This window comes from Pontibacter mangrovi (assembly GCF_006385705.1).
Lineage (GTDB): Bacteria > Bacteroidota > Bacteroidia > Cytophagales > Hymenobacteraceae > Pontibacter > Pontibacter mangrovi.
The window spans coordinates 56,306-82,920 of record NZ_VFRQ01000011.1; the positions used below are offsets into that span (position 1 = coordinate 56,306).

General features: G+C 53.7%; 7 protein-coding genes and 1 pseudogene. 3 read left to right on the top strand and 5 right to left on the bottom strand.

The window, feature by feature from the left end; genetic code table 11:
• Positions 1 to 350 precede the first annotated feature (350 nt).
• The 4 genes and pseudogenes from FJM65_RS17360 to FJM65_RS17370 all read right to left on the bottom strand — a co-directional run bounded on the left by FJM65_RS17360 (position 351) and on the right by FJM65_RS17370 (position 21,780).
• Positions 351 to 5,747, bottom strand: coding sequence for a T9SS type A sorting domain-containing protein (locus FJM65_RS17360; RefSeq protein ID WP_181163764.1), 5,397 nt, complete (start codon positions 5,745 to 5,747; stop codon positions 351 to 353).
• A gap of 45 nt (positions 5,748 to 5,792) precedes the next feature.
• Positions 5,793 to 6,860: pseudogene (locus tag FJM65_RS21755) on the bottom strand (immunoglobulin domain-containing protein); the annotation flags it as partial.
• Positions 6,861 to 7,536: 676 nt separating this feature from the next.
• Complete coding sequence (locus FJM65_RS17365; RefSeq protein ID WP_140623024.1) at positions 7,537 to 8,490, bottom strand: PorP/SprF family type IX secretion system membrane protein; 954 nt, start codon at positions 8,488 to 8,490, stop codon at positions 7,537 to 7,539.
• A gap of 27 nt (positions 8,491 to 8,517) precedes the next feature.
• Positions 8,518 to 21,780 carry a T9SS type B sorting domain-containing protein gene (locus FJM65_RS17370; RefSeq protein WP_140623026.1) on the bottom strand — a complete coding sequence of 4,421 codons (13,263 nt, stop codon included), beginning with the start codon at positions 21,778 to 21,780 and terminating at the stop codon, positions 8,518 to 8,520.
• Between the two features lie 940 nt (positions 21,781 to 22,720).
• Here FJM65_RS17370 and FJM65_RS17375 point away from each other — a divergent pair.
• The 3 genes from FJM65_RS17375 to FJM65_RS17385 are packed head-to-tail and all read left to right on the top strand — an operon-like array spanning position 22,721 to position 24,947.
• Positions 22,721 to 23,263, top strand: a complete 543-nt coding sequence (locus FJM65_RS17375; RefSeq protein WP_140623029.1) for a hypothetical protein — start codon at positions 22,721 to 22,723, stop codon at positions 23,261 to 23,263.
• Between the two features lie 14 nt (positions 23,264 to 23,277).
• Positions 23,278 to 23,679, top strand: coding sequence for a DUF2721 domain-containing protein (locus FJM65_RS17380; RefSeq protein ID WP_140623031.1), 402 nt, complete (start codon positions 23,278 to 23,280; stop codon positions 23,677 to 23,679).
• Positions 23,680 to 23,735: 56 nt separating this feature from the next.
• Positions 23,736 to 24,947, top strand: a complete 1,212-nt coding sequence (locus tag FJM65_RS17385) for an S-adenosylmethionine:tRNA ribosyltransferase-isomerase (RefSeq protein ID WP_140623033.1) — start codon at positions 23,736 to 23,738, stop codon at positions 24,945 to 24,947.
• Positions 24,948 to 25,032: 85 nt separating this feature from the next.
• Here FJM65_RS17385 and FJM65_RS17390 read toward each other — a convergent pair whose 3' ends face one another.
• Positions 25,033 to 26,460, bottom strand: coding sequence for a M20/M25/M40 family metallo-hydrolase (locus tag FJM65_RS17390; protein WP_181163766.1), 1,428 nt, complete (start codon positions 26,458 to 26,460; stop codon positions 25,033 to 25,035).
• Positions 26,461 to 26,615 lie beyond the last annotated feature (155 nt).

Here is a 26,615-nt window from a genome sequence, read left to right on the forward strand (position 1 = left end):
CGATGGCTCCCCATCTCCAGGCTCCTAAAAAATTTTATCTTTATTTAAAGAAACAGCCAATTCAACAACACAAGTATAAATTAAAATTGTGACACTTTATATATACTAGAAAGCATATTTTAACAATACCCTAAGTATAATTGCACTAAAACATCACTAAACAATAATTTTAAATATTATACAACAATTTACAGCAACTAACGTAGCATCAAAGCCTTAGCAAATATTACGTTACCTATATATGTTTAAACATCCTATGTTATATTGCACTAAAATATTTTAGCTTTAATGCAAAAGAGCCGGATAAAATACCCGGCTCTTTCAGCTTTAAACCCTATTAATTTCCTTTATTATTCTTTTAGTAGCTTCAGGTTGTACACGTTACCCTCTAGCAGCACCCGCACAAAATATACCCCATGTGGTAGATCCGGGCTAACCTGCAGCACTGCTGTGTTAAACCCAGCCTCTACTTCTATGGTACGCTCTAGTAGCTGCCGGCCAACTGCATTGTACATCGCCACCTGCGCCATGCCGCTTTGCTCGGCAGCAATGTCCAGCGTAATCTGTGTGGTAAATGGGTTCGGGAACGCCTTTACCTGGCTGGCCACTTCGCCGTAGTTCAGGGCCTTGGTGGTGAAGTACTCGAAGGCGCCATCCTCGTCCACCTGCTTGAGGCGGTAGTAGCGCGTGCCCCGCTTGCCGTTCTCGCGGTCGGTGTAGCGGTACACCTGCTTGAGCACCGTGTTGCCGTTCTGCGTCGGCACGAAGGCCAGCTTGCGGAAGCTGAAGCCGTCCTCGGACACCTGCACCTCGAAGCCCGAGTTGCGCTCCTCCATCGCCGTGGCCCACTCCAGCACCGCGTCGTTGCCCTGACGAACAGCCCTGAAGTACATGATCTCCACAGGCAGCGGATCAAGCGTACCGGTCTCGGCCAAGGCCACCGCGTTTGTTACACAAGCATCGGCGCTGGCCGTCACCTCCACACGCATCTTAATCGGGTCGTCCTGCAGGTTATCTACCGCATACACACTGCCAGTCGCTCCTTCCACAGCCTCAAACTCAAACGTTTCGAAGTTATACTTGTACCACTGGAAAGTTGGAGAACTGCCGGAGTTAGTAGGCAGCGCCGTGAACTTGGCCGGCTTCCCGAACTCAAGCGGGTTAGGGTCAATGCTTATCTCCACAAACTGCGGCTGAGGTGTCTCTGTGCTGATCGCTGGCACATTAAACTGACTGGAACAACCTGTAGTAGTGTTGGTTGCAACAATGTAGTACGAGGTGCCAGCCACTGCGGCATAATCAAAAGTAATCGTGCCGTTTACGTTAGCGCCGTCTGCCAGTTTAGTTCCGCCGCTGTAGAGCGCATACGTTACCCCTGCCTGGCTGGCAGCCAAACTCAGCTGTGCCCCAGGTTGGTTTGTACAGTAAGAGGTGCCTTCTACGCTCTGGGCCAACGGAAGCGGGTTCATAACCACTGTTTTACCATTTGTTATATCCTGCGAGCAGGAGGCAGCGGTGCCGCCTTGGATGGTAGTGGCCCTGACAGTATAGGTGCCTGCTGTTCTGGTGCCGAAGCTAATTGCTCCTCCTGTGCCATCTACTATGGCCCCTGAACCTGTTTGCAGCACCCCGTCTTTTACCAGTTGATACCGTACGCCCGCTTGCGAGCCATTTAGCCCTACTGTTACCCCTGCGCCGCCTTCGCAGTACTGCCCGTTATTTGTAACCGTCACCTCGTAGCTGGTAACTGGTAGCGGAGTTTCGTAAATGGTTACAGCGCCAGGATACTGAGTACAGGAACCGTTTGCAGAAACAGGCAACACGGTATACATGCCAGCCTGTTGAGGACCGAAACTGATAGGGCCGCCTGTGCCTTCCACAGTCCTGACAATGTCGCTTCCGTTGCGTCTTAGCTGGTATGATACCCCAACCTGAGAACCTGCAAGCCCCACTGGTACATTGGAGGTGCTGCCTACGCAGTAAGCGCCTCCGCCTGTTAGCTGCTGGTCAACTACTACCACCATGGTAATAGCGTTACTAGAGGCTACCGGCGAGCATTTGTTTTCATCCGATGTAAAGTTCAGGCTCACCACATCCCCGTTTTGCAAGGTGTTGCTGGTAAAGGTCCTGCTCGCATTCATTGGCCTGCTCGCTACAATGTTTCCGGCACTGTTCCTCACGATCCACTCTATGGTAAGGTTTACATACTCCGCATTGGGTGTAGCTGTAAACGTAACCGGCGTACCTGGGCAAATAGAGCCTATAGGTGTTCTGCTAATGGAAACGCCGTAATCGCTAGGCCTGCCGAGGTAAATGCGGTTGGAGAACAGCACAGCACCGTCGGGGTTAGTAGGTGGTGTAAGCGATGGCGGGTTTGCATAAACCGGGCAAGACAAATTAACGCCGCTCTTCGGCTTGGCCCGAACCGTGTAGTAGTCGGTAGAAGACAGGCCGGCCAGGCTAATGGTTGGGCCGGTTTGGCCTTCCGATCGGTCGTTGTTATCATTTTTCCACCAGTCAAACTCAAATTGGCTCGTCACATCTGTTCCACCTTCCCAGGTAATTTGCTCGTAGCGCGGGTTAGCGGGATAGTTCACAGAAGTTACGTTTGCCAGCACTGTAGCGGTATAGGTGGTATTCTGGCCGGGGCAAACCGGGAACGGATTAGCTGTGAGCACCAGCGTATAAGTGGTAGTTGGGGTTACCGTTACCTGCACCACATTACTTACACTCACGGCACAGCCACCTGAAGTCACCAATCTGCGGAACCACGTTGTCTGGCTTCGTGTGCCGGGGTTATAGCTCTGCCCAGCGTTACTTCCTGTAGCCGCACTAAAACCAGCCGTTGCTGAAGTAATGCTGCTCTCCCACTTATACGCATACGGGCCATTGCCACCAACCGGCGTACTGCCTGTGATGGCACTAAGAGTAGTTCCGGCGCAGGCAGTAGTTGTAGTGGTTGAGATCGTATTTTGGGCAATGGCTGGCGTAACCGTTACAATAGCACTGCTGGTAGAGGTGCAACCATTGGCAGTAACAGTTAATATATAGGTGCGGGTTATGCTGCTGGTACCCGTATTGGTGATAGTAGCCGTAGGCTGCGCAGCTGTTGCGCTGGTCAAGCCGGTGGATGGGCTCCAACTATACGTATAACCGGCAACTGCAGGCGCACCTAAAACAACAGGCTGGCCCGAGCACACGGTTTTGTTTCCGCCGGCATCAGCCACCGGATTCGGCGTAACGGTAACAGTGACGTTAGAAGTAGTAGCGCAGTTCGTGGCGGTATTTGTTACGCGCACGCTATAGTCTCCGGCTTGGCTGGCGGTGAACTGCTGCGTTGTGGCAACCGGGGTGGTGCCTCTAAACCACTGATAAGTATAGCTTGCCCCTGCCGGCGTAGCCTGAGCGGTTAGCGTAACCGAGCTGCCCTGGCAGATAGTGGTAGATCCGCTGGTTTGGATGGATACCGTTGGGGCTGTGTTTACAACCACCACCGTGGGGTCTGACGTGTTGATACAGCCTGTGCCTTCAGCCAAAGCCTGCAGCGTATAACTACCAGCTGTTGATGCGGTATAGGTCTCCCCTTCTCCTACCTGAACGCCATCCCTGAACCAGGTAAAGCTGGTGCCCAGATCGGAACTTGCCGTAAGCGTAACCGAGCCTCCCTCGCAAAACACAGTTGATCCGGATGGAATGATTTCGGCTGAAGGAAGCGGGTTAACGGTAACAGTGACAGGCGCTGACACGGCAGAGCACTCGTTGTTGGTAACGATAACCGTGTAATCACCGGCTACGCTGGCAGTATAGCTTCTTCCTACAGCGTTCAGGCTCTCCCCGTTCAGCAGCCATTGGTATGTATAGCCAGTGCCTTCCGGCGCGTTCAACACAACTTCATCTCCCTGGCAGAAAGCAACAGGCCCGCCAGGTGTTATGGTTGTTTCAGGCAGTGGCTTCACGAGCAGCACTACTGAACTGGTGCCAATGCCGCATGCTGCCACTGCGCTAGAAGAAGTAAGGGTAATAGTGGCGTTTCCGGTGCCCGTCACGATTACCGTTGCAGTGGCACGTCCGTTCTCAACATCATAAACAGGGTTGGTGATGGCAAAATTTGGGTTTGATGAACTCCACGCTGCTGTTTCTCCTGTAAATGTAGCTTCCAGGCTAAAACTTGCGGTGCTACCTGGCACAAAGCAGGTCTCCTGGTTACCGCCCTCAATGGCGGCAGATGGCTGCGGCAACACATTTACAAACACTTCCGCCGAGGATTTAGAGCAGCCGTTGTTGCTTACCAGCACACTGTAGTTACCTGTGGCAGTGGCGGTATACGTGCGGTCAGTGGCACCTTCTATTTCAACTCCACCCGATAACCACTGATATGTATAGGTTTGCCCGGCCGGGGCCTGCGTTGCTTCCAGCACAATGCTGCTGCCCTCACAAAATTCGGTTGGCTCTGAGTAGGTTATGGCAGCCTCCTCAATGGTGCCTACCCGAACAATCACAGCCTCAGCGGTGTTGGTGCAGCCTGCGCTGTTGGTGATGCTTACCGTGTATGTACCGGATGCCGTCACGTTCAGGCTCGGGCTGTTATTGCCCAGGCTGGTGCTGCCGTTAAACCATTCATAGGTATACGAATCGCCTACCGGCACCGCATCAGACACGTTCAAGGTAACAGACCCTCCTTCACAAAAGTCTAATGGCCCTGTTGCTGTAATGTTAGCTGCAGGCCGTTGGTTAACGGTTACTGTTACCGGGCTTATAGCCGTTACGCTACAAGTGTTCACCGTAACCTCTACATTATACACTCCTGAGGCAAATGCCGCAAAAGTAGCATCTGTACCTAGTGTGGTGGCAGGCGCTCCTGCCTCAAACCACCTGTAGGTATAGCTGCCAGTAGCCGGTGTTTCCGGGTTTATACTGGCGGTCAGCACCACCGATTCGCCGGCGCAAACAGGCTCGTCTGGCGAGGCCAGAATAGCTACGGTTGGCAACAGCTGCTCTGTAACAGTGGTTGCTTCAGAGCTTGCAGTACAGTTTCCCAGCGTTACCTCCACGGTGTATGCACCTGCCTCTGTCGCGTTATAGGCGCTTTCAGTTGCCGTGGCTATCGGGCTTCCATCCAGGTACCACTGATAGGAATAACCTGCCCCTGTTTGCGCAGTTAGGGTAACTTGTCCGCCTTCGCAGAGCAATGCCTCGGGGCCTTGCGTAATAACTGCCACAGGCATTGGATTAACAGATACCGCGATGGCATTAGAGGTAGTGGGGCAGCTGTTGGTCGTTACCACTACGGTGTAGCTTCCTGGTGCGTCTGCAGTAAAGGATGTTCCTGTCTCGCCTGTGATGTCTGCACCGTTTAACTGCCACTGGTAGGTAGCTCCCTCCACAGGTGTTACGTTCAGAATAACCGACTCACCCTCGCATAGCTCCGTCTCCGTTGCTGCGGTTACCTCAGCTACCGGGAAAGGATTAACAGTAACAGCAACCGGCGCAGAGGCAGCACTCACGCACGGCCCGGCCGTGTTTGTGATAACCACGGTATAGTTACCAGTGGCTGAAGCTGTGTAGGTAGAGGCTGTTGCGTTCACAATGGCTTGGCCGCCATCGTACCACTGGTAAGTATAACTGCCAACTGCAGGGGTAGCCGGGGTGGCTACAGCAGTCAAAAGAACCGACCCGCCCTCGCAAACTGTTGTTGGGGTTGAGGTGGAGATAGAGGCAGTGGGAGTCTGGATGATAGTGGCTGTCACGGGCACCCTTTCACTCTCACAGGTAGTTGCTGTACTGTAGCTTGCTACATAGTATGTTGTAGTAGCGGTGATGGCTGGTGTTGTAAAGGTTAAGCCTGTCTCAATGGGGTCACCTCCTGAAGCAGCGGCATACCAATTAACAATGTTTGCACCTGTACCAGGTGTAGCACTTAATGTAACCGGGCCCGCATCACAACTTGACCCGGGAGTAACAGTCGGCGTGTTTGGAATATTATTTACAGTTACCCTAACAGTAGTTCTGGATGTACTCTCGCATCCTGCCGGGCTTACCGCACTCACAAAGAAGGTAGTACTATTAGTTACACTTGTTGTATAACTTGGCCCTGTTGCACCAGCTATGGCTGTCCCCCCTGATTGTTGTGTGTACCAGCGGTAGCTGCCGCCACTTGGGGCTCCTTCAACACTTACTGTCACCTCGCCAGGGCCGCATCGTTGAAATGTTGTTGTTGTGGTAGTTGGTGGCGCAGGAATAGCGTTAATTGTAGCCGTCACTCTCACTCTTTCACTCTCACACCCTCCTGGCGCTGCCATTGACACCCAATAGTCTGTAGTTGTCGTGATGATTGGTGAATAAGTTGCACCAGAAGTACCGCTTATTGCTGTACCGCCTGAGGCAGCAGTATACCATCTGTAACTTGCTCCGGCAGGAGCTCCAGAAGCCGTTAAAGTTACCTGTCCTGGTCCGCATGCTGGGCCACTTGTCTGAGCCACTGAAGGTGCTCCTATTACAACAAGAGGTATTGATGCTGCAGAGGGCTTATTACTTGATGATGATTGCACGCTCAGCACTCCTATACTTGCAGTAAAGCTGGCCGGTACAGTTGCAGTCAGTGTGTTACCATTTCTAGATGTTGCGATCGGAGTTCCATTTATCCAAATTGCCGAGCTTCCGTTAAATTCTGATCCAGTAACTGTTAATACAAACTCGCCTCCACCTGCAGTTCTACACTGAGGACTTATAGTAGATATTGTCTGCCCCCAGGCTACATTTCCTATTATCAGGAAAAGGAAAAAGAGCCAGTAGGACAGGTAAGCTTTGCTTAAGCGGGCATTAACAGCCCTGGCAATAAGATGGGTAAAACGTTGGTTCATAGAATGAATGGATAAGGTTTGGGTTTAAGGCTGCGTTGCGTTGGCCTTGGGTTCAGAGTGTCAGTAGAAAAAAGCGCAGGGCTTTGCGGTAGGGCAATACAAGGCTGGGCAATAGGTAAAAGCCGTTTTTTTACAGCTAAAACCATATTGCAGACGATTTAAAGTATAATTATCGCTTACTTGTGGCTAGAAAGAGGCGCCAGAAATGCAGGTGATAGGGCTACAACGGCGGCAAAAATCCTTACGGCCCCCCGTAACTGGAATAAACAGAAGCTATTGCAGGCATAACAGTTGTAGGTTAAGTCTTAAATTTTACTATTTAAAGAACTTATACAACTATTAATTGGATTTGTTACACTCACAGCACTATAAAAACAAAATTAATTATATATAAAGTTATAAACTTGCACCCATATATCTTGCTTTCGTGTTTCTAACTGTGGTGAAAGCACTAAAAAACGCAGCGAGCGTAACACAGCATACAAAACAACACTTATCAGGCACTTACATAATTTCACTGGTTTTTAGCCCTTTCCTTTGAGGATGCCATACTTTCGGGACCGGCATCTGAAACGCAGACTTGCCTCTGTACAATATGGTATCATATTAGGCATAAACAAAAAGAGCCAGCGCTATTTGCACTGGCTCTTGGTAGGCTATATCTTCTAAAGAGTGGCTAGGGTATCCGGAAGCCCAGCACGATCTCGTGGGAGCCGGCGCTGTAGTGGCGCATCGGCGAAACGGTAATGTCATACGTATAGCTCAGGCGGTACTGCTCTTTAAACTGTACACCCACCAGGCCAACGATGGCGTCTTGCGTTCTGTAGGAAAGGCCCGCCCATACCATGTCGTCGTTTGCGTTTTTCCGGCGATTGGTAAAGTGGTACTCGCCCCGCACGTTGAAATCTGCTTGTATCGGGGCAGGGCTTACATACTTTATCAGCACCGAAGGCGTAACCGTGATGTTCCTGTTCACATCAACATTATACCCGCCCGACACGAACAAGTGCCGCGACAGCCGCGCCGGGTCATCAATGTCTTTGTTTCTGTTTTTGTTGATCTTGTTACCCAGCACCTGAAACAGCGAGGCGCCCACAAAAAACTCCTCTGAGTGCAGGTAGCTGCCCACGCTCAGGTCAGGCAGAAAGGCATTGTAGCTTCCCTGTTGCGTCACCGGGTCTTCGTCGTTGGTGCCATCTGCCAGGTGTATCTTGTTCTCATCGAAACGGTACTGCTGCACACCCGCAAAAATACCCGACGACAGGTACATGCTCCTGTTTATCGGCACGTGATAGGCATACGACAGCTGCAGCCCGGTTTGTGTAATAGGCCCCACCTGGTCGCTGTAGACGTAGCCGCCGCCGCCATGGTAAGCTCTCAGCCTGCGGCTGCGCGACGGTCCCCGGTCCAGGGCCATTTCGGCACTCAGGTAGTAGGTTTTGGGCGCCCCTTCAAAGCCGGTCCACTGGTTACGGTAACCCGCCTTCACGTTCAGGTCTTTCTCTGCCCCGGCCACCGCCGGGTTCAGGAGAAAGTAGTTCGTCATGTATTGGCTGTAAAGCGCCTTCTGCTGCGCCACAGCTACCGAACCTACAAGCATAAAGCAAAATATCAGGATGTAATTCTTCATAACGCTCTTTGTTAGGCAATTGGGCGATTATCGCATAATGGTAATAGATGATTTAATTGGCGCAGAACCGTCGCCCAACTCAATGATGCAGTAGTAGGTGCCATCGGGCAGGCGCTTGCCGTTGTAGGTGCCGTCCCATGGTTTGGCGTAGCCTTTGGAAGTGAACACCGGGCTGCCCCAGCGGTTGTACACCGACACGCTGCAGTTAGGGTATAGCCTCGCCAGGTTCTTGAGCACCCAGGTATCGTTTCTGCCGTCGCCGTTTGGCGTAAAGCCGTTCGGGATGTCGATGTCGTCTATGCCTTCTATCACGAAGGTGGCTTCTGCTTCGCAGCCTCTGCTGTCTCTTACCCGCACCGTATACTCCTGGGCACCCAGGTTCGTGAACACAGAGTCGGAAGAGAAACTGCCGCCATCCAGGGAGTAAGTATAAGGCCCAACGCCGCCGCTGATCTTCGTTACGGCTGCGCTGCCTGACTTCTCAAAACCGATCGCTTTGGTGAGCGGCATTACCTCCACATCCATCTGCTCTGCCTCTTTCACCTCTACTGTGCCCACCTGAATGGTGCACGAGGCCGAGAATTTGGCAATGAGTTGGTATGTGCCGGCCGCCAGTTCTTTGAACACAGCGTCTTTCTGGAAAGTCTTGCCGTTGTCGATGCTGTACTGCGTCTGGTCGTTGGCGCCTGTAGATTTGAAGGCGATCTCGCCGGTGTTGCCGCCGGAGCAAGCCAGGTGATGCACGTAGTCCAGTTCGCTGCTCACGCCCTCTTCCACCTGCACCTCTATACTATAAGTACAGCCGCTAGCGTCTTTCACGGTCAGGGTATAAGCGCCCGGCGCTACATCGGCCAGGGTAGTGGAGGCTGTAAAGTTGGTGCCGTCTATACTATAAGTATAAGGAGCCGTGCCGCCCACTACTTCATCAACCTTAATCTGGCCGCTTGGCTGGTCGCATGTTGGTGCGGAAACTGTAGCCTTCAGATCGGTGATGGGCGGTGTGTTGCCGATGGTTACTGCTTCGAAGTTCATGCAGCCGGCGGCATCTTTCACCGTTACCTGGTACTCGCCCTCGGCCAGGCCAGTAAACTCAGGCGAGTTCTGGAAGGTGATTCCGTCCACGCTGTACGTATAAGGGCTCACGCTGCCACTCACGTCGCTGATCACGATGCGGCCGTTTGTAGTTCCGCAGCTGGCATCGGTGCCGGTTGCGACAAAGGTGGCACCGCCGCTGTTGCTTATTTCCTGCGTTACTTCCAGCGTACATCCCTCGGCATCTTTCACCGTGATGGTGTATACACCTGCCGCCAGGCTGGCAAAAGTAGCCGAAGCCTGATAGGTGGTGCCGTCTATACTATAGGCCAGTGGCTTGGTGCCGTCCGTTACCGATGTGATGGTGATCGAACCGTTCTCCTCGCCGCAGGTAGCGTCTGTGGCAGCCACGGCCGCCTCTTTCGGACCTTTCACGCCTACCGTTACTTTTATTGAAAAGCTGCAGCCGTTCGCATCCTTCACGTATACCTCGTACTCCCCTGCCGCCAGCGAGCCAAAGTTGGCCGCTGCCTGATAGCTGTTGCCATCCAATGAGTAAGAGTAAGGTGCCGTGCCGCCCGTTACGCCGTTCACGGTAATAGTACCGTTATTGGCCGTGCAGGCAGTTGGCGTGGTAGCCGCCGCAATCTCAGCAGGACCAGCGACATCGGTTACCGTCACTTGCTTCACCAAGGTACAGCCATTGGCATCCTTTACCGTGATGGTATGCTCGCCGGCACTTACTTCTGCAAAGGCAGCTGAAGTCTGGAAGCTACCCTCGTTCAGGGCGTAAGAATAAGGAGCCGTGCCGCCGCTTACGTTGCTTACCGTGATAGAACCGTTGGCCGCGCCGCAGGTAGTGGCCACAGTAGCCAGTTCGTAGTTGGCTGGTCCGGCGATGTTCTCTATGACTACTTGTTTGATGAAAGTACAGCCGTTGGCATCTTTTACCGTGATGGTGTGGGAGCCGGCGGCTAATCCTGTCAGTGTAGTTTCCGGCTGGAAGTTTGTGCCGTCCTTGCTGTATGTATAAGGCGTCTTACCTCCCACTACTGCGCTTACCGTAGCCTCGCCGTTAGCAGCACCGCAAGTAGTAGCTTTGCCTGCCACCGTAAATCCTTCCGGACCGGAGGCGTTGGCCACTGTTACCGCTTTCACCACCGTACAGCCGTTGGCATCTTTCACCGTTACCTGGTACTCGCCGGCGGCAAGACCAGAGATAGTGGCAGAGGCCTGGAAGTTTACACCATCCTTACTGTAGGTATAAGGAGCCGTGCCGCCGGTTACAGCAGACACGTTGATCTGGCCATTGCTGTTGCCGCAGGTCGCCGTAGTGGCAGAGGCTGTCAGGTCAGACGGGCCTTCGATGTTCGTCAGCTCCACCTCATCGGTGTAAGTACAGCCGTTGGCGTCTTTAACCGTAATGCTGTAAGTACCGGCAAGTAGTGAAACGAAGCTGGCTGAGCTCTGGAAGCTGCCGCCGTTTATACTATAGGTATAAGGAGCGACGCCACCCTCCACAGACACCACCGAGATACGTCCGTTCTCGCCACCGCAGGTAGAGGCAGCGGTAGAGGCGGCAAAGTCTGCCGGACCCTCCTTGCTCACCTTCATAGTTTCTGTCGTCTCGCAGCCGTTGGCATCTTTTACGGTGATAGTATACTCTCCGGAGGCCAGACCTGTAAAGCTGGTTGCGCTCTGGAAGTCTTTTCCGTTGATGCTGTAAGTATAAGGAGCCGTGCCGCCGGTGATGTTACCTACCGTGATGCTGCCGTCGTTGTCGGCGCAGCTGGCCGCTCTGGTGGTAGCCGCTATGGCACTTGGGCCTTCCAGGTTCGTTACCTCGATGGCTTTAACATAGGTACAACCGTTGGCATCTTTTACGGTGATGTTGTGCGTACCGGCAGCCAGTTCTGCAAAGGCAGCGGCAGCCTGGAAGTTTGTGCCGTCTATACTATAGGTATAAGGCGCTGTTCCTCCGGTTACACCGGTTATACTTATCGCGCCGTTGCTGGCACCGCAGGTAGTAGAAGTAGTGGAGGCAGTCAGGTTCGTTGGTCCGGCGATGTCTTCTACCGTGACCTTGGCTGAGAATGTACAGCCGTTGGTATCTTTCACCGTTACGGTATACTCTCCGGCCAGCACCTCGCTAAAGGCAAGCCCGCTCTGGAAAGCTGATCCATCCATACTATAGGTATAAGGAGCCGTACCACCCGTTACCTTGCCCACTGTGATGCTGCCATTAGCCGCACCGCAGGTAGAGGCCGTACTTGCCAGCTCTAGTCCTGAAGGTCCGGCCACGTCTTCAACAGTCACCGCCATTGTTACGGTACAGCCGTTGGCGTCTTTCACCGTGATGATGTGCTCGCCGGCCAGCAGACCGGTCAGTGTGGAGGCTTCCTGGAAGTTCGTACCGTCTGCGCTGTACGTATACGGAGCGGTGCCGTCGGTCACGGCAGTTACGGTTATACTTCCGTTCGCGCGACCGCAGCTGGAGGCTGTGGCTGAGGCAGTGAAAGCAGATGGACCCGGGATATCTTCTAAAGTAATAGCTTGCACATAAGTACAGCCGTTCGCGTCTTTCACCGTCACGGTATAGTCTCCGGCCAGCAGCGAGCCGAAGCTGGTGCCGCTCTGGAAGTTCGAGCCATCGATGCTGAAAGTATAAGGAGCCGTGCCGCCGGTTACGCCGCTTACCGTGATGGTGGCGTTGGTGCTTCCGCAGGTAGAGGCCTTGCCAGCCAGTGCCAGTGCAGATGGTCCGGCGATATCCTCTACCGACACCTCTTTGCTGAAGGTACAGCCTTTGGCATCTTTTACCGTGATCCGGTGCGTACCAGCCGCCAGGTTATCGAGTGTGGCGGATGCCTGAAAGTTCTTACCGTCGGTGCTGTACGTATAAGGTGCTGTGCCACCCGTTACAGAACCTACCGTTATACTTGCATTGCTCGCGCCGCAGGTAGAGGCTACCGTGGTGCTGGCAAAGTTCGTTGGTACGTTCTGGTTAACTTTTACAGAGGTGGTCACGGTACAGCCGTTCGCATCCTTCACCGTTACGGTGTAATCCCCGGAAGCCAGACCTGTAAAGCTGGTTGAGCTTTGGAACGTAGTGCCGTTGATGGAGTAGGTATAAGCTGATGTTCCGCCGGTTACTTTGCCAACTGAGATAGAGCCGTCGTTGTTCTGGCAGCTGGCCGGTTGCGAGGTAGCCGCCACCGCTGAAGGGCCGGCAATGTCCGTCACCGTGAAGGATTTGGAGAGCACACAGCCATTCACATCTTTTACGGTGATGGTGTGGCTTCCGGCCATCAGGTACTCAAACACCAACTCCTCCCCGAAATTACCGCCATCCAGTGCGTACGTATAAGGGCCTTGTCCCCCGGAAATTTCTGTAATTGTCAGGGTGCCGTTTGCGGCGCCGCAGGTAGAGGCGGTGGCGCTGGCGGTAAGACTGGTTGGCCCTGGAAGGTTGCCTACTGTTATACTTGTCGCGAAGGTACAGCTGTTGGCATCTTTCACCGTAACGGTATACTCCCCGGCCAGCACATTTTCAAAGGCAAGTTCGCTCTGGAAGCTGCCGCCATCCAGGCTAAACACATAAGGAGCCGTGCCACCGGTAACGCCGGCAACTTCAATCTTACCGTTGCTGTCGCCGCAGGTAGAGGCTGTAGATGCTAAAGCCAGGTTATCCGGACCAGCGATATCTTCAACCTCAATGTCTTTGGTAATAGTACAGCCGTTGGCGTCCTTCACCGTGATGGTATATTCTCCGGCTGCCAGGCTAGCGAAAGTGGCCGAACTCTGGAAGTTTGATCCATCCTTGCTGTAAGTATAAGGAGCCGTGCCACCATCTACATCGCTTACTGATATAGTCGCGTTGCTCGCGCCACAGGTAGAAGAGGCTCCGGCCAGCGCGAAATCACTTGGGCCGGCAATGTCTTCTAGCACTACAGAAACGGTGCCTGCACAGCCATTCGCATCTTTTACGGTAACCGTGTAAGTGCCTGCCTGCAGGTTTGCAAATGTGGTAGATGACTGGAAGTTCTCTCCGTCTATACTATAAGTATAAGGCGAAACGCCACCGCTTGTGTTGCTCACCCGGATGCTGCCATTGGCGGCGCTACAGGTAGAAGCCACGGTTTTGGCTGTGATAACAGGACCGGCCACGTTGCTTACGCCCACCTCATCGGTAAACGTACAGCCTTTGGCATCTTTTACGGTGATGCTGTAAGACCCGGCAGCCAGGTCGGTAAAGGTTGCCGAAACCTGGAAGCTGCCGCCATTTATACTATAAGTATAAGGAGCGGTTCCGCCTGTCACGTTGCCAATTGTCAGCTCACCATCCGGACGACCGCAAGTTGCCGCCACCGAAGTGCTGGCGAAGGCTTTCGGCACGTTCTGGTTTACTTTTACAGAAGTAGTGATAATACAGCCATTGGCATCTTTGGACGTTAAAGTATACGTTCCGGATGCCAGTCCAGTAAAGCTGGTCGCGCTCTGGAAATCTGTGCCGTTGATGGAGTAAGTATAGCCTGATGTTCCGCCCGTCACAGCTCCTACCGTGATGCTGCCGTCGTTGTCCTGACAGCTGGCTGGCTGAGAAGTGGCCGCCACCGCCGTAGGTCCGGCAATATCCGTCACCGTGAAGCTTTTCGAGAAGGTACAGCCGTTGGCGTCCTTCACGAAGATCGTGTGCGAGCCGGCTACAAAACCAGTTAGGGTGGCAGAGGCTTGATAGTTCACGCCGTCCTTGCTGTAAGTATAAGGAGCCACACCGCCAGTAACCCCGGAAACCGTCAGTTCGCCGTTGTTGCTACCACAGGTAGAGGCCCGCGATGTAGCTGTCAAGTCAGTTGGCCCGGCGATGTCTGTAACCGTTATACTTGCCGAGAAGGTACAGCCGTTGGCGTCTTTCACTGTTATAGTATAGGTTCCGGCCAGCACGTTCTCAAATTCCTGGGAGCTCTGGAAGGCAGCCCCCGCTAAACTGTATGTATAAGGAGCCGTGCCGCCGGTTACTTTTCCTACTGTGATGCTACCGTTGGCAGCGCCGCAGGTAGAGGAAGCACTGGCCAGCTCCAGCCCGCTCGGGCCGGCAATGTCCGTTACCGCCACAGCTTGGGTCAGCGTGCAGCCGTTAGCGTCTTTTACCGTGATGTTGTAATCATCTGCAACCAAGCCGGAGAAGGTAGCGGAGCTCTGAAAACTGCCGTTGTTAATGGCGTAGCTATAAGGAGCCGTGCCGCCGGTTGGGCTGTTCACGGTTATACTTCCGTTGCTGGCGCCGCAGGTGGAGGCCTGGGCAGAAAGTGTAAACGATGGACCTGCAATGTTGCTCACGGCCACCTCCTCAGCGTAAGTACAGCCGTTGGCGTCTTTTACGGTAACTATGTAAATGCCTTCACCCAGTGCCGCGAAGGTATCGGATTCCTGGAAGTTCGTGCCGTCTATACTATAGGCGTAAGGCATAGTGCCTCCTGTTACGCCGCTCACCTTAAACTCACCGTTGCTGTTGCCGCAGGTAGAGGCCGTGGCAGCTGTTGCCAGATCAGAAGGGCCAGCGATGTCCGTTACCGTAATCGCTTTGGAGAAAGTACAGCCTTTAGCATCCTTCACCGTGATGGTGTGCGTGCCGGCCACAAAGCCTGTGAGCGTGGCTGAGGCCTGAAAGTTTACGCCGTCCCTGCTGTAAGTATAAGGCGCAAAACCGCCCGTCACTTTCCCGAGGGTAACGCTGCCATTGTCGCTGCCGCAGGTAGAGGGGGCGGTGGTGCTGGCAAAGTTTGTTGGTTTGTTGGTTCTGACCGTGACGGTAGTCGTAACCGTACATCCGTTCGCGTCCTTGGCTGTTAAAGTATACGTTCCGGCGGCCAGCCCGGTAAAGCTGGTCGCGCTCTGGAAGCTGGCGCCGTCTATACTATAAGTATACGCTGAGGTGCCACCTGTTACTTTTCCAACTAATATGGAGCCATCATTGTCGTTACAGCTGGCAGGCTGCGAAGTAGCCGCTACAGCCGTTGGTCCGGCAATATCAGTAACGGTAAACGCACCTGACACCACACAGCCGTTGGCATCCTTGGCATAGATCGTATGCGTACCCGCCGCAAAGCCAGTTAGCGTAACTGAGGCGGAGAAGGCAGTACCATCCTTGCTATAGGTATAAGGCGCCGTGCCGCCGGTTACGCCGGTTACGGTCAACTCGCCGTTGCTGGCGCCGCAGGTAGAGGACGTAGCATTTGCAGTGAGGCTTGATGGCCCAGCCACATCTGTTACAGCAATCGTTTTGGTGATCGTACACCCATTCGCATCTTTCACTGTTACAGTGTAGTCTCCTGCAAGAAGGTTCCCGAAGGTGGATGAGGTTTGGAAGGCTTTGCCATCTATACTATAAGTATAAGTGGATGTTCCGCCTGTTACCGCTCCTACCGAAATGCTGCCGTTGCTATCGCCGCAGGTAGAGGACTGGCTTGTGAGCGCAACGTCGCTTGGCCCCGCCACATCAGACACGGTTACGGCTTTTACCAAGGTACAGCCATTCGCGTCTTTTACCGTGATGTTGTAAGTGCCGGCAAGCAGCTGACCGAAAGTATTTGATGTCTGATATGTTGAGCCGTCTACACTATAGGTATAAGGTGCCGTGCCGCCCGTTATGTCGTTCACGCTGATGCTGCCATTGCTGGCGCCGCAGGTAGAGGCCGTGGCCGTAGCCGTAAATTCAGGCCCGGCGATGTTGGTCAGGTCAACTGCTTCTGCGTATACGCAGCCGTTTCCGTCTTTTACAGACACGGTATAGTTGCCTGCGGCCAAGCCGGTAAAGCTGGCTGAAGCCTGGAAATTAACACCGTCTATACTATAAGTATAAGCGCCTGACCCTCCGGTTACGTTCGCTACAGTGATTTCAGCGTTGCTCGCGCCACAAGTAGAAGCTTTGGTTGTTACCCGCAGATCCGCTGGCCCCGGAATGTTGCTTATAATGATGTTCTTGGTTAAGGTACAGCCTCTGGCGTCTTTCACGGTAACCGTGTGCGCCCCGGCAGCCAGGCCGGAAAGTGTGCCTGAAGCCTGGAAGTTCACCCCGTCTGTACTATAAGTATAAGGAGCGAAACCACCCAACACATTGCTCACAGTTATACTTGCGTTGCTCGCGCCGCAGGTAGAAGGCTGCGCCGTAAGGTTAAAGCTCGTGAGGGTTTGTTTTGTAACCGTTACAGAAGTAGTGACAGCACAGCCGTTGGCGTCCTTGGCCGTTACGGTGTAGTTTCCGGAGGCAAGTCCTGTAAAGCTGGTGCCGCTCTGGAAGTTGGTGCCGTCAATCGAGTAAGTATAGCCTGAAGTGCCACCCGTTACTTTTCCAACTGATATGGAGCCATCATTGTTGTTACAGCTGGCCGGTTGCGAGGTAGCCGCCACCGCCGTCGGTCCGGCAATGTCAGCAACGGTGAAGCTTTTCGAGAAAGTACAGCCGTTGGCGTCCTTCACAAAGATCATGTGGGAGCCGGCTACAAAACCCGTGAGCGTGGCAGTTGCCTGGAAGTTCACGCCGTCCTTGCTGTAAGTATAGTCTCCTGTTCCTCCAGTCACGCCTGTTATGGTAATCTCGCCGTTATTGCTGCCGCAGGTGGTGGCCTGAGTGGTGGCTGTCAAGTCAGTCGGCCCGGCAATATCTGTTACCGTGATGGTTTTGGAGAAAGTACAGCTGTTGGCATCCTTTACCGTGATGGTGTAATCGCCTGCGGCAAGTGAGCCAAAAGAAGCTGATGCCTGAAAGGTTTTGCCATCTATACTATAAGTATAGGTAGGTGTTCCTCCTGTTACGGCACCTACGGTTATACTTGCATTGCTCGCGCCACAGGTAGAGGACTCAGACGTTAAAGCAACATCGCTTGGACCTTCAATGTCCGTAACCTCCACAGCTTGGGTCAGCGTGCAGCCATTGGCATCTTTTACCGTGATGTTGTAAGTGCCGGCTGCCAAATTAGTAAAGGTAGCTGCATCCTGGAAAGTGGAGCCATCCTTGCTATACTTAAATGGAGCCGTGCCGGCAGTTGGGCTGTTCACGGTTATGTTTCCGTTGCTCGCGCCGCAGGTAGAGGCCTGGGCTGTCGCCGTAAATGCAGGGCCGGCAATGTTGGTTACACGGATGACTTCTGAGTAGGTACAGCCGTTGCCGTCTTGCACGTAAACGGTATAGTTGCCGGCAGCAAGGCCTGTAAAGGTAGCCGAGCTCTGAAATGCTGTGCCGTCTATACTATAAGTATAAGTACCTGTGCCTCCGGTTACGCCTGTTACTGTAATTTCAGCGTTGCTATCACCGCAGGTTGAGGCCTTGGCTGTGGCCGCCAGATCCGTAGGGCCAGCCACATCCGTTATCGTGATCGATTTGGAGAAAGTACAGCCTTTGGCATCCTTCACCGTGATAGTGTGGGAGCCGGCCACAAAGCCCGTGAGCGTGGCAGAGGCCTGGAAGTTCACGCCGTCCCTGCTGTAGGTATAGGGAGCGAAACCGCCCGTCACTTTCCCGAGGGTAACGCTGCCGTTGTCGCTGCCGCAGGTAGAGGGGGCGGTGGTGCTGGCAAAGCTGGAAAGTACGTTTTGGCTAACTGTTACAGATGTGGTAACGGTACAGCCGTTGGCATCCTTGGCAGTTAAAGTATACGTTCCGGCGGCCAGCCCGGTAAAGCTGGCGGCGCTCTGGAAGCTGGTGCCGTTTATACTATAGGTATAGCTTGAAGTGCCACCCGTTACAGTTCCGACCGTAATGCTGCCGTCGTTGTTGGCGCAGGATGCAGCTACCGAAGTGGCCGCCACTGCTGTTGGTCCGGCGATGTCGGTTATGGTAACGCTCTGGGCAACACTACAGCCGTTGGCATCTTTTACATAAACAGTATAATTGCCTGCGGCCAGGCCAGAAAGAGTGGCTTGGGCTTGATAGGTAGCTCCGTCTATACTATAGGTATAAGGCGCGGTGCCATCAGTGATGCTGCTGACGGATACGCTGCCGTTGCTGGCGCCGCAGGTAGAAGAGGCAGCCGCAGCGGTAAAGCCACTAGGACCTGTTACTTCTGTTACGGTAAATGATTTTTCCACAGCGCAGCTCTGCCCATCCGTAATGCTTACAGTATAGGTACCGGCTGCCTTGCCAGTAATGGTCGGGGTTGTTTCGCCGGAGCTCCATTTATAGGAGATGGTGCCGTTTCCGCCAGTAACATTTGCGGTAACCGTGCCCAGCGTGCCGCTACAGATCACAGGCGTTCCGGTCAGTTCCACATCTATCGGATAGAAGGTGATGAGCACATCATCTAACACAGCCGAACACGAGCCGTTGCCGGTAGAGGTAAGGGTCAGGTTCACAGAGCCTGCGGCAAGCTCTGCCGCCGTTGGGGTATAAACCGCGTTCAGGTCGGTATTGCTTGGGCTAAAGGAGCCGCCTCCCCCACTCCACACACCGCCCAGCGCAGCAGTTACCACTCCGTTTAGCTGCACCCCATTTTGGGAGCACACCAATTGGTCCGGACCGGCATCTGCCGCCAGGTTTGACACCACTTCTACCGAAGCCGAAAACTCCCGACAGTTAGGGTAGTTTGAATTTCTGACTTCCAGCTTATAAGTACCAACATTCGTGGCCGTGTAATCAGGTTGGGTGCCTACTACATTGCCAAAAGGGTCCGTCCAGATGTAGTCCCAGTTGCCGTCGCCGCCGGTCACTTCGCTCACCAGCGTTACACCGCTACCATCCGGACAAAGAATGGCGGGCTCAGGCCCGATGGTAATGGTTGGCGGCGGATAGAAGTACACCCTGATGGTATCTTCGTAAGGTGTGCTGGAGCAAGGCGACTGCATAGAAGTGCCTGAAACGGCGTAGTCTACATAGGCTGGGGCGTTATCGTCGGGGCTTACCGTTACAGTCCGTTTGCCGGAAGTATAATCCAGGTACTTCAGGTACTCCCCTCCGCCTGTTACATCTTTCCATACAATGGATGCTTCATTGAAAGCCAGCGGGGCCGTTAAAGAAGCGGAGCACCCTGCCGTTACCGAAATATCGCCCTGCGGATCATAAGGAGAGATGGATTTGATGCGGAAAACATTCTTATTGTTACCGGGCTTGCAGAGCGAGAGCTGAATAATGCCGGTGTTTTCGATACAAATAGGCTCACCTACCGGTGCCTGCATATCACAGTTGATCTCATAGAACATAGAGCCTGGAGGAATAGAACCATCGGGAATCTCTAGTTCCAAACCGGCTGAAGCGGGATCCAGAAGCACGTTAAACACAACGCAGTTGTCGTCTCCGCACACCGATCCGGCCCTTTTTACCGCAGGCGAGTCCCAAAAGCCATTCGGGTTACCCCGGAGGTCCACATCAAAGGTCGGCACATCCGCCAGCACAACCGTTACGGAGGCAGTGCTGGTGCAGCCGTTCACACTCATGGTGACGGTATAAGTGCCCGCATCACCAGCGGTCATGCCAGGGCGGGTAGGGTTCTGCTCGTTCGAGGTAAACCCGTTCGGGCCTGTCCAACTGTAGGTGGCACCGGGAACGCCCGATGCTGTCAGAAAAAGGTTTCCTCCTACGCCAGGGCTGCTCGCGGAAACCACAGGTGGCGCAGGCACCGGGTTTACGGTTAGGTCGGTGCCGTTGTCGGTGCCGGCAAGGCCATATGCGGATGCCACCACACGGATACGGTACTTGCTGCCCGCCGGGGTATCGGCAGGAATTGTGGCCGCGATAGTGCCGGTCGTGTTATTGCTAACCGTTGCGCCTATGGGCACCGGGTTGGCAAAGCTTCCGTTTGCATCAGACAATTGAACGGAGTAAGTGTTAAAATTTTGCGAGGCCTTATAGCTAACCGTAATGGCTTGTCCTGCGCAATATGGCCCTGGAGTAACATTTGTGGTTACCAAAGCCGGTATTAACTTGGAGACAAAAATCTCCTCTCCGCCCCTGTTCGGGATGACGATGCCACCAAAATTGGTCGTGTTTCCCTGAAAATAGCCCGTTACGTATACATTCCGGCCTGCATCCGACGAAATGCCTAGCCCGCGGTCGTCTACGGCGCTTCCTGCACCTATCGCCCATTGCGCGGTGCCGTCGCTTAAATAATGCGCTGCGAAAATATCGAGCCCTCCGAATTCTTTTAAAGGCATCCCTGCAAGCGTAACTGCTCCGCTGTAGCTTCCTGTCAGGTATAAATTCCCATTGGTGTCGGCATGTATATCGCCTAACTCGTCAAGGTTCTTGCCACCTGCCGCCTTGGCCCAAACACTTGTGCCCGTGCTGGTATACTTTGCCAAAAAGATGTCCTGGCTATTACCATTGCCTGAAATAGAGATACCTCCAAAAGAGGTTGACCTGGTAAAGTTACCGCCTAAGTATAAATTGCCGGCTCCGTCTATCGCCAGGCTGGTTACTTCGTCTGCGTTGCTATCGCCCGCCTTTTTTGCCCAGCGCAGCACACCGGCGCTGCTGTAAGCTACCAGAAAGATGTCTTGTTTGCCGGAATGCGTGAGCGTAGTAGTGCCCAGCGAAAAATCACCGTTGAAGTTGCCTGCCACGTATACCGTGCCGCTTGCATCGGCTACGATACTTCTCCCATTATCCTCACCGCTGCCGCCCACGTTTTTGGCCCAGGCAAAGCTGCCGTCTGCGTTCAACTTCGCCACGAAGCCGTCTGTGCTTCCGGCACTGCTCAGGTTGGCACTGCCAAACGAGGAGGCCCCTGAAAAGCTGCCTGTTATAAAGCTGTTACCTGCTGCGTCTATGGCTATCCCAAAACCTGTTTCGGAGGCGGCTCCTCCCGCGAGCGTAGCCCATACTACTCCGCCGTTCGTATTATACTTAGCTACTACAATATCGCTCGCGCCACTGCTTGTCAGGCTTTTCCCGCCCAAGGCAGTAGTTCCTGCAAAGGTTGTAACAACATAGCTGTTACCGGATGCATCGATTTTCAGGTCACCCGCATCCAGCACATTCGTGTCAGATATCTTGTTCACCCACAAAACCTTACCGGTATTGCTATACTTGGCAAGGTAGGTACCTGTGCCAGCGGTCGTCAGGCTAGTAGAGCCGAATGTGGCCGATGGAGCTGAAAAATGACCGAGCACGTATAGGTTACCTGCTCCGTCCGTCTGTATCGCCCGCCCATGGTCGTTGCTGACACCTCCTGCGGTTTCTACCCAGTTTATATCCTGCCCCAATGCTTTGGAGCAATACAAGGATAAAAGGAAGAAGATTGTGAGAGTGGATAAAAGTCTATTCATATAGTAGCTAGTAGGGTGGAGTTGAGATTTTATAAAGCGGAGAAGCTGTTTATTTTCCGCAAACGCGTGAAAGGGATGCCACACGCTGCAGCAGCCCTGTTGGGGAAATGGCAAATGCTAGGGAGATCTTTCGGGTAAAGGTTATGCGCATACACTACCGGTTAAAACTATTTCAATTGCTATAGCTGGCACTTGCAAAGTCACTTTATTTCTATTTTTGCCTTTGTTTTTCTTTAGCTCCGCTGGCTACATCACATTGGCAATTAGCGGGATAAGCGCTGTTCACTCTGGTCTAATGCCTCGTAACCCCAGGCTTTGCGGCACTTGACTTTCAATTAGCTTAATGGCTTTTTATACTATTCTTCCACCACACAACCCAAAGCCCATCGCAGCACCCACATTCCTAAATCATTTGAACTTATCAAGCACTTAAGGAAACTAATTTGGCATAAAGCTCACCTGGTAAGCCAAAAGCCAATCCAAAAATAAAAATCAAAGCAACAGCAACAATGCAATATTATTGACGTTTTATACTTGCAGAATCAAAGTAAGCGGTAATTGCCTTAGCAAGCAATGCAATTACTAAGTTTGTTGCAATCCAAAACTGCACCTAAACGTAACTATAACTTTTCTGATAATTGATTTTGCGCAACAACAGGCAAAGCGCGTTCCTTCTACTAAAAAGACACTTAGCAAAATTCAATATCCCTTCGCTGTCACTTTCCGAACCTGGCAGGCAACTTACGCTAACAAGCCTCTCGTCCACCTCTACTCTGCCTTGCGTTTCACAGCTTTCATCCCTCCTTTTTTGGCTAGGCCAAAGTACAATTATAACCAGACTGCTTTAGTTGCAGCACACTGAGCTTAACCAGGCGTAGTGTAAGAAAGTATAAACCATTACCTTTGCAGGTATACTTGCGGATGCTAAACCATACTATACATGAGTGCCAGAAGCTTTGAACTGTTACTAGAGACCGCCTTCGATAGCCCTTCGCCGGAAGTGTTTGCGGAAGGAGCCACTACCGTGTACACCGACCTGGAACGCGCCCTGCGCGAGGCAAAATTCTCCAACGGCCCTGCCCGCGAGCAGCTGAGCTACCGGTTTGAGCGCCTGCGCCTGGGGGTGGCCATTGCGTTTGTAAAGGCTTTTCTGCGCCTGGCCGACAACGAGAAAAGCAAAGAGGTGCTGGAGGTGCTGCAGGAAGCCGTGCAGGCAAAGAACACCCGCGAAATCGATAAGATCGTGCAAAAGCGCATCGCCACGTTCGATAACCTGTACCACGAGATTTTTGTGAACCCGCAGCGCGAGGAGATCCTGCACTTGTTTGAGCAGACCCTGGACGCCGGCACCAAAGAGGAGCTGGACGAGCTGATACTGGACGGACTGGAGCTGCTGCACGAGGTAGACTGGGACGCGCCGCACAACCAGGAAGACGACGATGACGAAGAGCCGCTGGACGAGGAGTTTCTGAAGAACCTGTGACAGAAGTATAAAGTATGGAAATCACCCTGACGACGCCTGCCCTGCTGTTCCCGGCGCTCTCGCTGCTGTTGCTGGCCTTCACCAACCGTTTTCTGGGGCTAGCCACACTTATCCGCAGCCTCAAGGACCGCTATGCCAGTTACCCAAATCAGCAGGTATACGGCCAGATAGAGAACCTGCGCGAGCGCCTGCTCCTGATCCGGAACATGCAGATATTCGGCAGCCTGAGCATGTTTGGGTGCGTACTTTGTATGTTTCTTCTTTTTGCTGATTATACCGAGGCCGGCAAGTATGTTTTTGCCTTCAGCCTGATCATGATGCTGATTTCCCTGGCGCTGGCCATCCGCGAGATACAGATCTCGGTGAAGGCGCTGGAACTGGAGCTAAACGATTTGCAGGGAACAGCAGAAAAGTAGCGCCCGGCAAACCATCACCTGCAACTACTCATCACTCTTAACCCTTACCTGATTACATGACCGACCCGAAGAAGCTGGCGATAAAGGATTTTGTGTATGACCTGCCCGAGGAGCGCATTGCCAAGTTTCCGCTGCCGGAGCGCGACCAGTCTCAACTGCTGCTCTACCGCCATGGCCAGATAGCGGATCATACGTTTACCGAACTGCCGCAGCTGCTGCCCCCGCACACGCTGCTGGTTTTTAACGATACCAAGGTGGTGCAGGCAAGGCTGCTGATGCAGAAAGAGACAGGCGGCCTGGTAGAGATCTTTTGCCTGGAGCCTGTGGCGCCGCACCGCGAGGTGCAGCTAGCCATGCAGCAGACCGGCTGCAGCACCTGGAAATGCCTGGTAGGCAACAATAAGCGTTGGAAGAGCGGTCCGGTAAAACTATACTTTGAAGGCGGCATGCTGCAGGCAGAGCGCGAGGCGCAGCAGGAAGGCCATTTTCTGATACGTTTCACGTGGGAGCCTGCCGGGCTGACCTTTGCCGAGGTGCTGGAGCGCTGCGGTCGCCTGCCCCTGCCCCCTTACCTCAACCGCGACCTCACCCCCGACGACCATACCCGCTACCAGACCATCTACGCCAACCAGAAAGGCGCTGTGGCCGCCCCAACTGCTGGCCTGCACTTTACCGACCGCGTGATGGAAGCACTGAAGGCACAAAGTATAGATACCGCTTACCTGACGCTGCACGTAGGCGCCGGCACCTTTAAACCGGTAAAAGCCGACACCATGGAGGCGCACGAAATGCACGCCGAGCAGCTGTACATCACCAGAAGTGTACTGGAGAGGCTTTTGCAGCAGCAAGGCGACCCGGTAATACCGGTTGGCACCACCAGCATGCGCAGTCTGGAGAGCATTTACTGGCTGGGCGCGAAAGTACTGGCCCACCCGGACCTGCCCTTGCAGGAGCTGCACGTAAGCCAGTGGCAAGCGTATGAAAGTATAAATCCGCCGGCTGCCGCAGAGGCCCTGCAAGCGCTATTGCAGTTTATGGACAACATGAACACCGACCACCTGCACGCCTCCACGCAAATCATCATTGCGCCAGGTTATACTTTCAGGATGTGCCAGGGACTGGTAACCAATTTTCACCAGCCGGAAAGCACGCTGCTTTTGCTGGTCTCAGCCCTGATCGGGGAGAACTGGCGCAACGTATACCAGCACGCCCTGGCTCACGATTACCGCTTCCTGAGCTACGGCGACAGTTCGCTATTGCTGCCCTAGCATAACTATAAAAAGAAAGGCCTCCGGTTGCGGAGGCCTTTCTTTTTATACTTGATATAGCTGCGCGAACCGCTTGCCAAAATTTTTATTTGGAAGCCTTTGCTCCTCCGCCATCCAGTCCATGCTCTGTCAGCAGATATACCAATGAGGCGATAGAAGCGGCACCCAGCTGCATCTCACGGCGGTTCACCTGCTCAAATGTATCAATTTCAGTGTGGTGGTAGTCGAAGTAGCGCTGTGAGTCTGGCTTAAAGCCGATCAGGGCAACAGAGCCCTGGCCTTTCAGCGGACCAATATCGGCGCCTCCATAGCCCGGACCGATCTCGTGCAGGCCGTAGGGCGCCAGCAGCGGCTTCCAGGCAAGCACTGCCTGCAGCTGCTCTTTAGAGCCATCCAGCCCGAAGCCGCGCGGCGTGAACCCACCGGCATCAGACTCAATGGCGGCAACGTGTTTCTCGCCTCTGGCTTTGGCCAGCTCTGCATACTTCGTTCCGCCGCGCAAGCCGTTCTCCTCGTTCATAAACAAAACAGCGCGCACCGTGCGCTTCGGCTTTATGCCCAGCTCGTTAAACAGCCGCAGCACCTCCACCGACTGCATACAGCCTGTGCCGTCGTCGTGTGCGCCCTCGCCTAAATCCCAGGAATCCAGGTGGCCACCCACTACCACAATTTCGTCGGGCTTTTCAGAGCCTTTAATTTCGCCGATCACGTTGTAAGAAAGCACGTCCGGCAGGGTTTCGGATGTCATGCGCATGTAGAACTTCAGCTCAGAATCTTCCTTCAGCAGGCTGCTTAGCTGTTCTGCATCTACCGTACTGATGGCCGCCGCCGGTATCTTTTCCACGTCATCCTGGTAGCGGGTGCTGCCCGTGTGGGCTATTGTCTGGTAATCGTTCGTCATGGAGCGCACCAGTACACCCACCGCACCCAGCTTAGCCGCTGCCACCGGGCCGCCGCCACGCTGGTCCACAGCCCCGCCATACGCAGATCCTGTCTGGATCAGGGTATTATCAAAAGGCCGGTTGAAGAACACGATCTTGCCCTTCACCTTTTTCTTGCCCAGCTTCTCCAGCTCTTCAAAGCTCTTTACTTCTACCACTTCTGCGCTAAGGCCCTGCTTGCCTGTGCCCACCGAGCCACCCAGGGCCACAATGTGCATGTCCACGTTGCCCAGAAGCCTGGAGTTGGTAACGCGGCCGATCTCTTTCTCGCCACGCACCCAATGCGGCACCATCACCTCCTGCAGGTATACCGTGTCCAGGTCCATTTTCTCCATCAGCTGGCGGCTCCACTCCACGGCTGCCGCGGCCTGCGGTGATCCGCTCAGGCGAGCGCCTATCTGCTTGGTCAGGTAGCGCAGGTTCTCATAGCTCTCGAAGCTGGTGAGAGCGTTGTCGTAAATCTTTTTGATAGTGGCTGAGTCTTGCGCATACTGCTGCTGGGCCATGGCCGGCAGGGTAAGCGCTGCAGCCGCCGCCGTTAGCAGGCAGCGTAAGTTCCTTGTGTTAAACATCTTTATAACTTAGGTGAAATAAGGTATAGTTAGCGGGCTTTAATTTAAGGATTTTATTTCAGAGATGCTTGGTTAAGGCGTAACAGATAACCTTCTCTAGCGCAAGCGTCCGCTTGTGCTTTGCCGCCGCTTCCTGCAACTAGAGCCAAGCTATC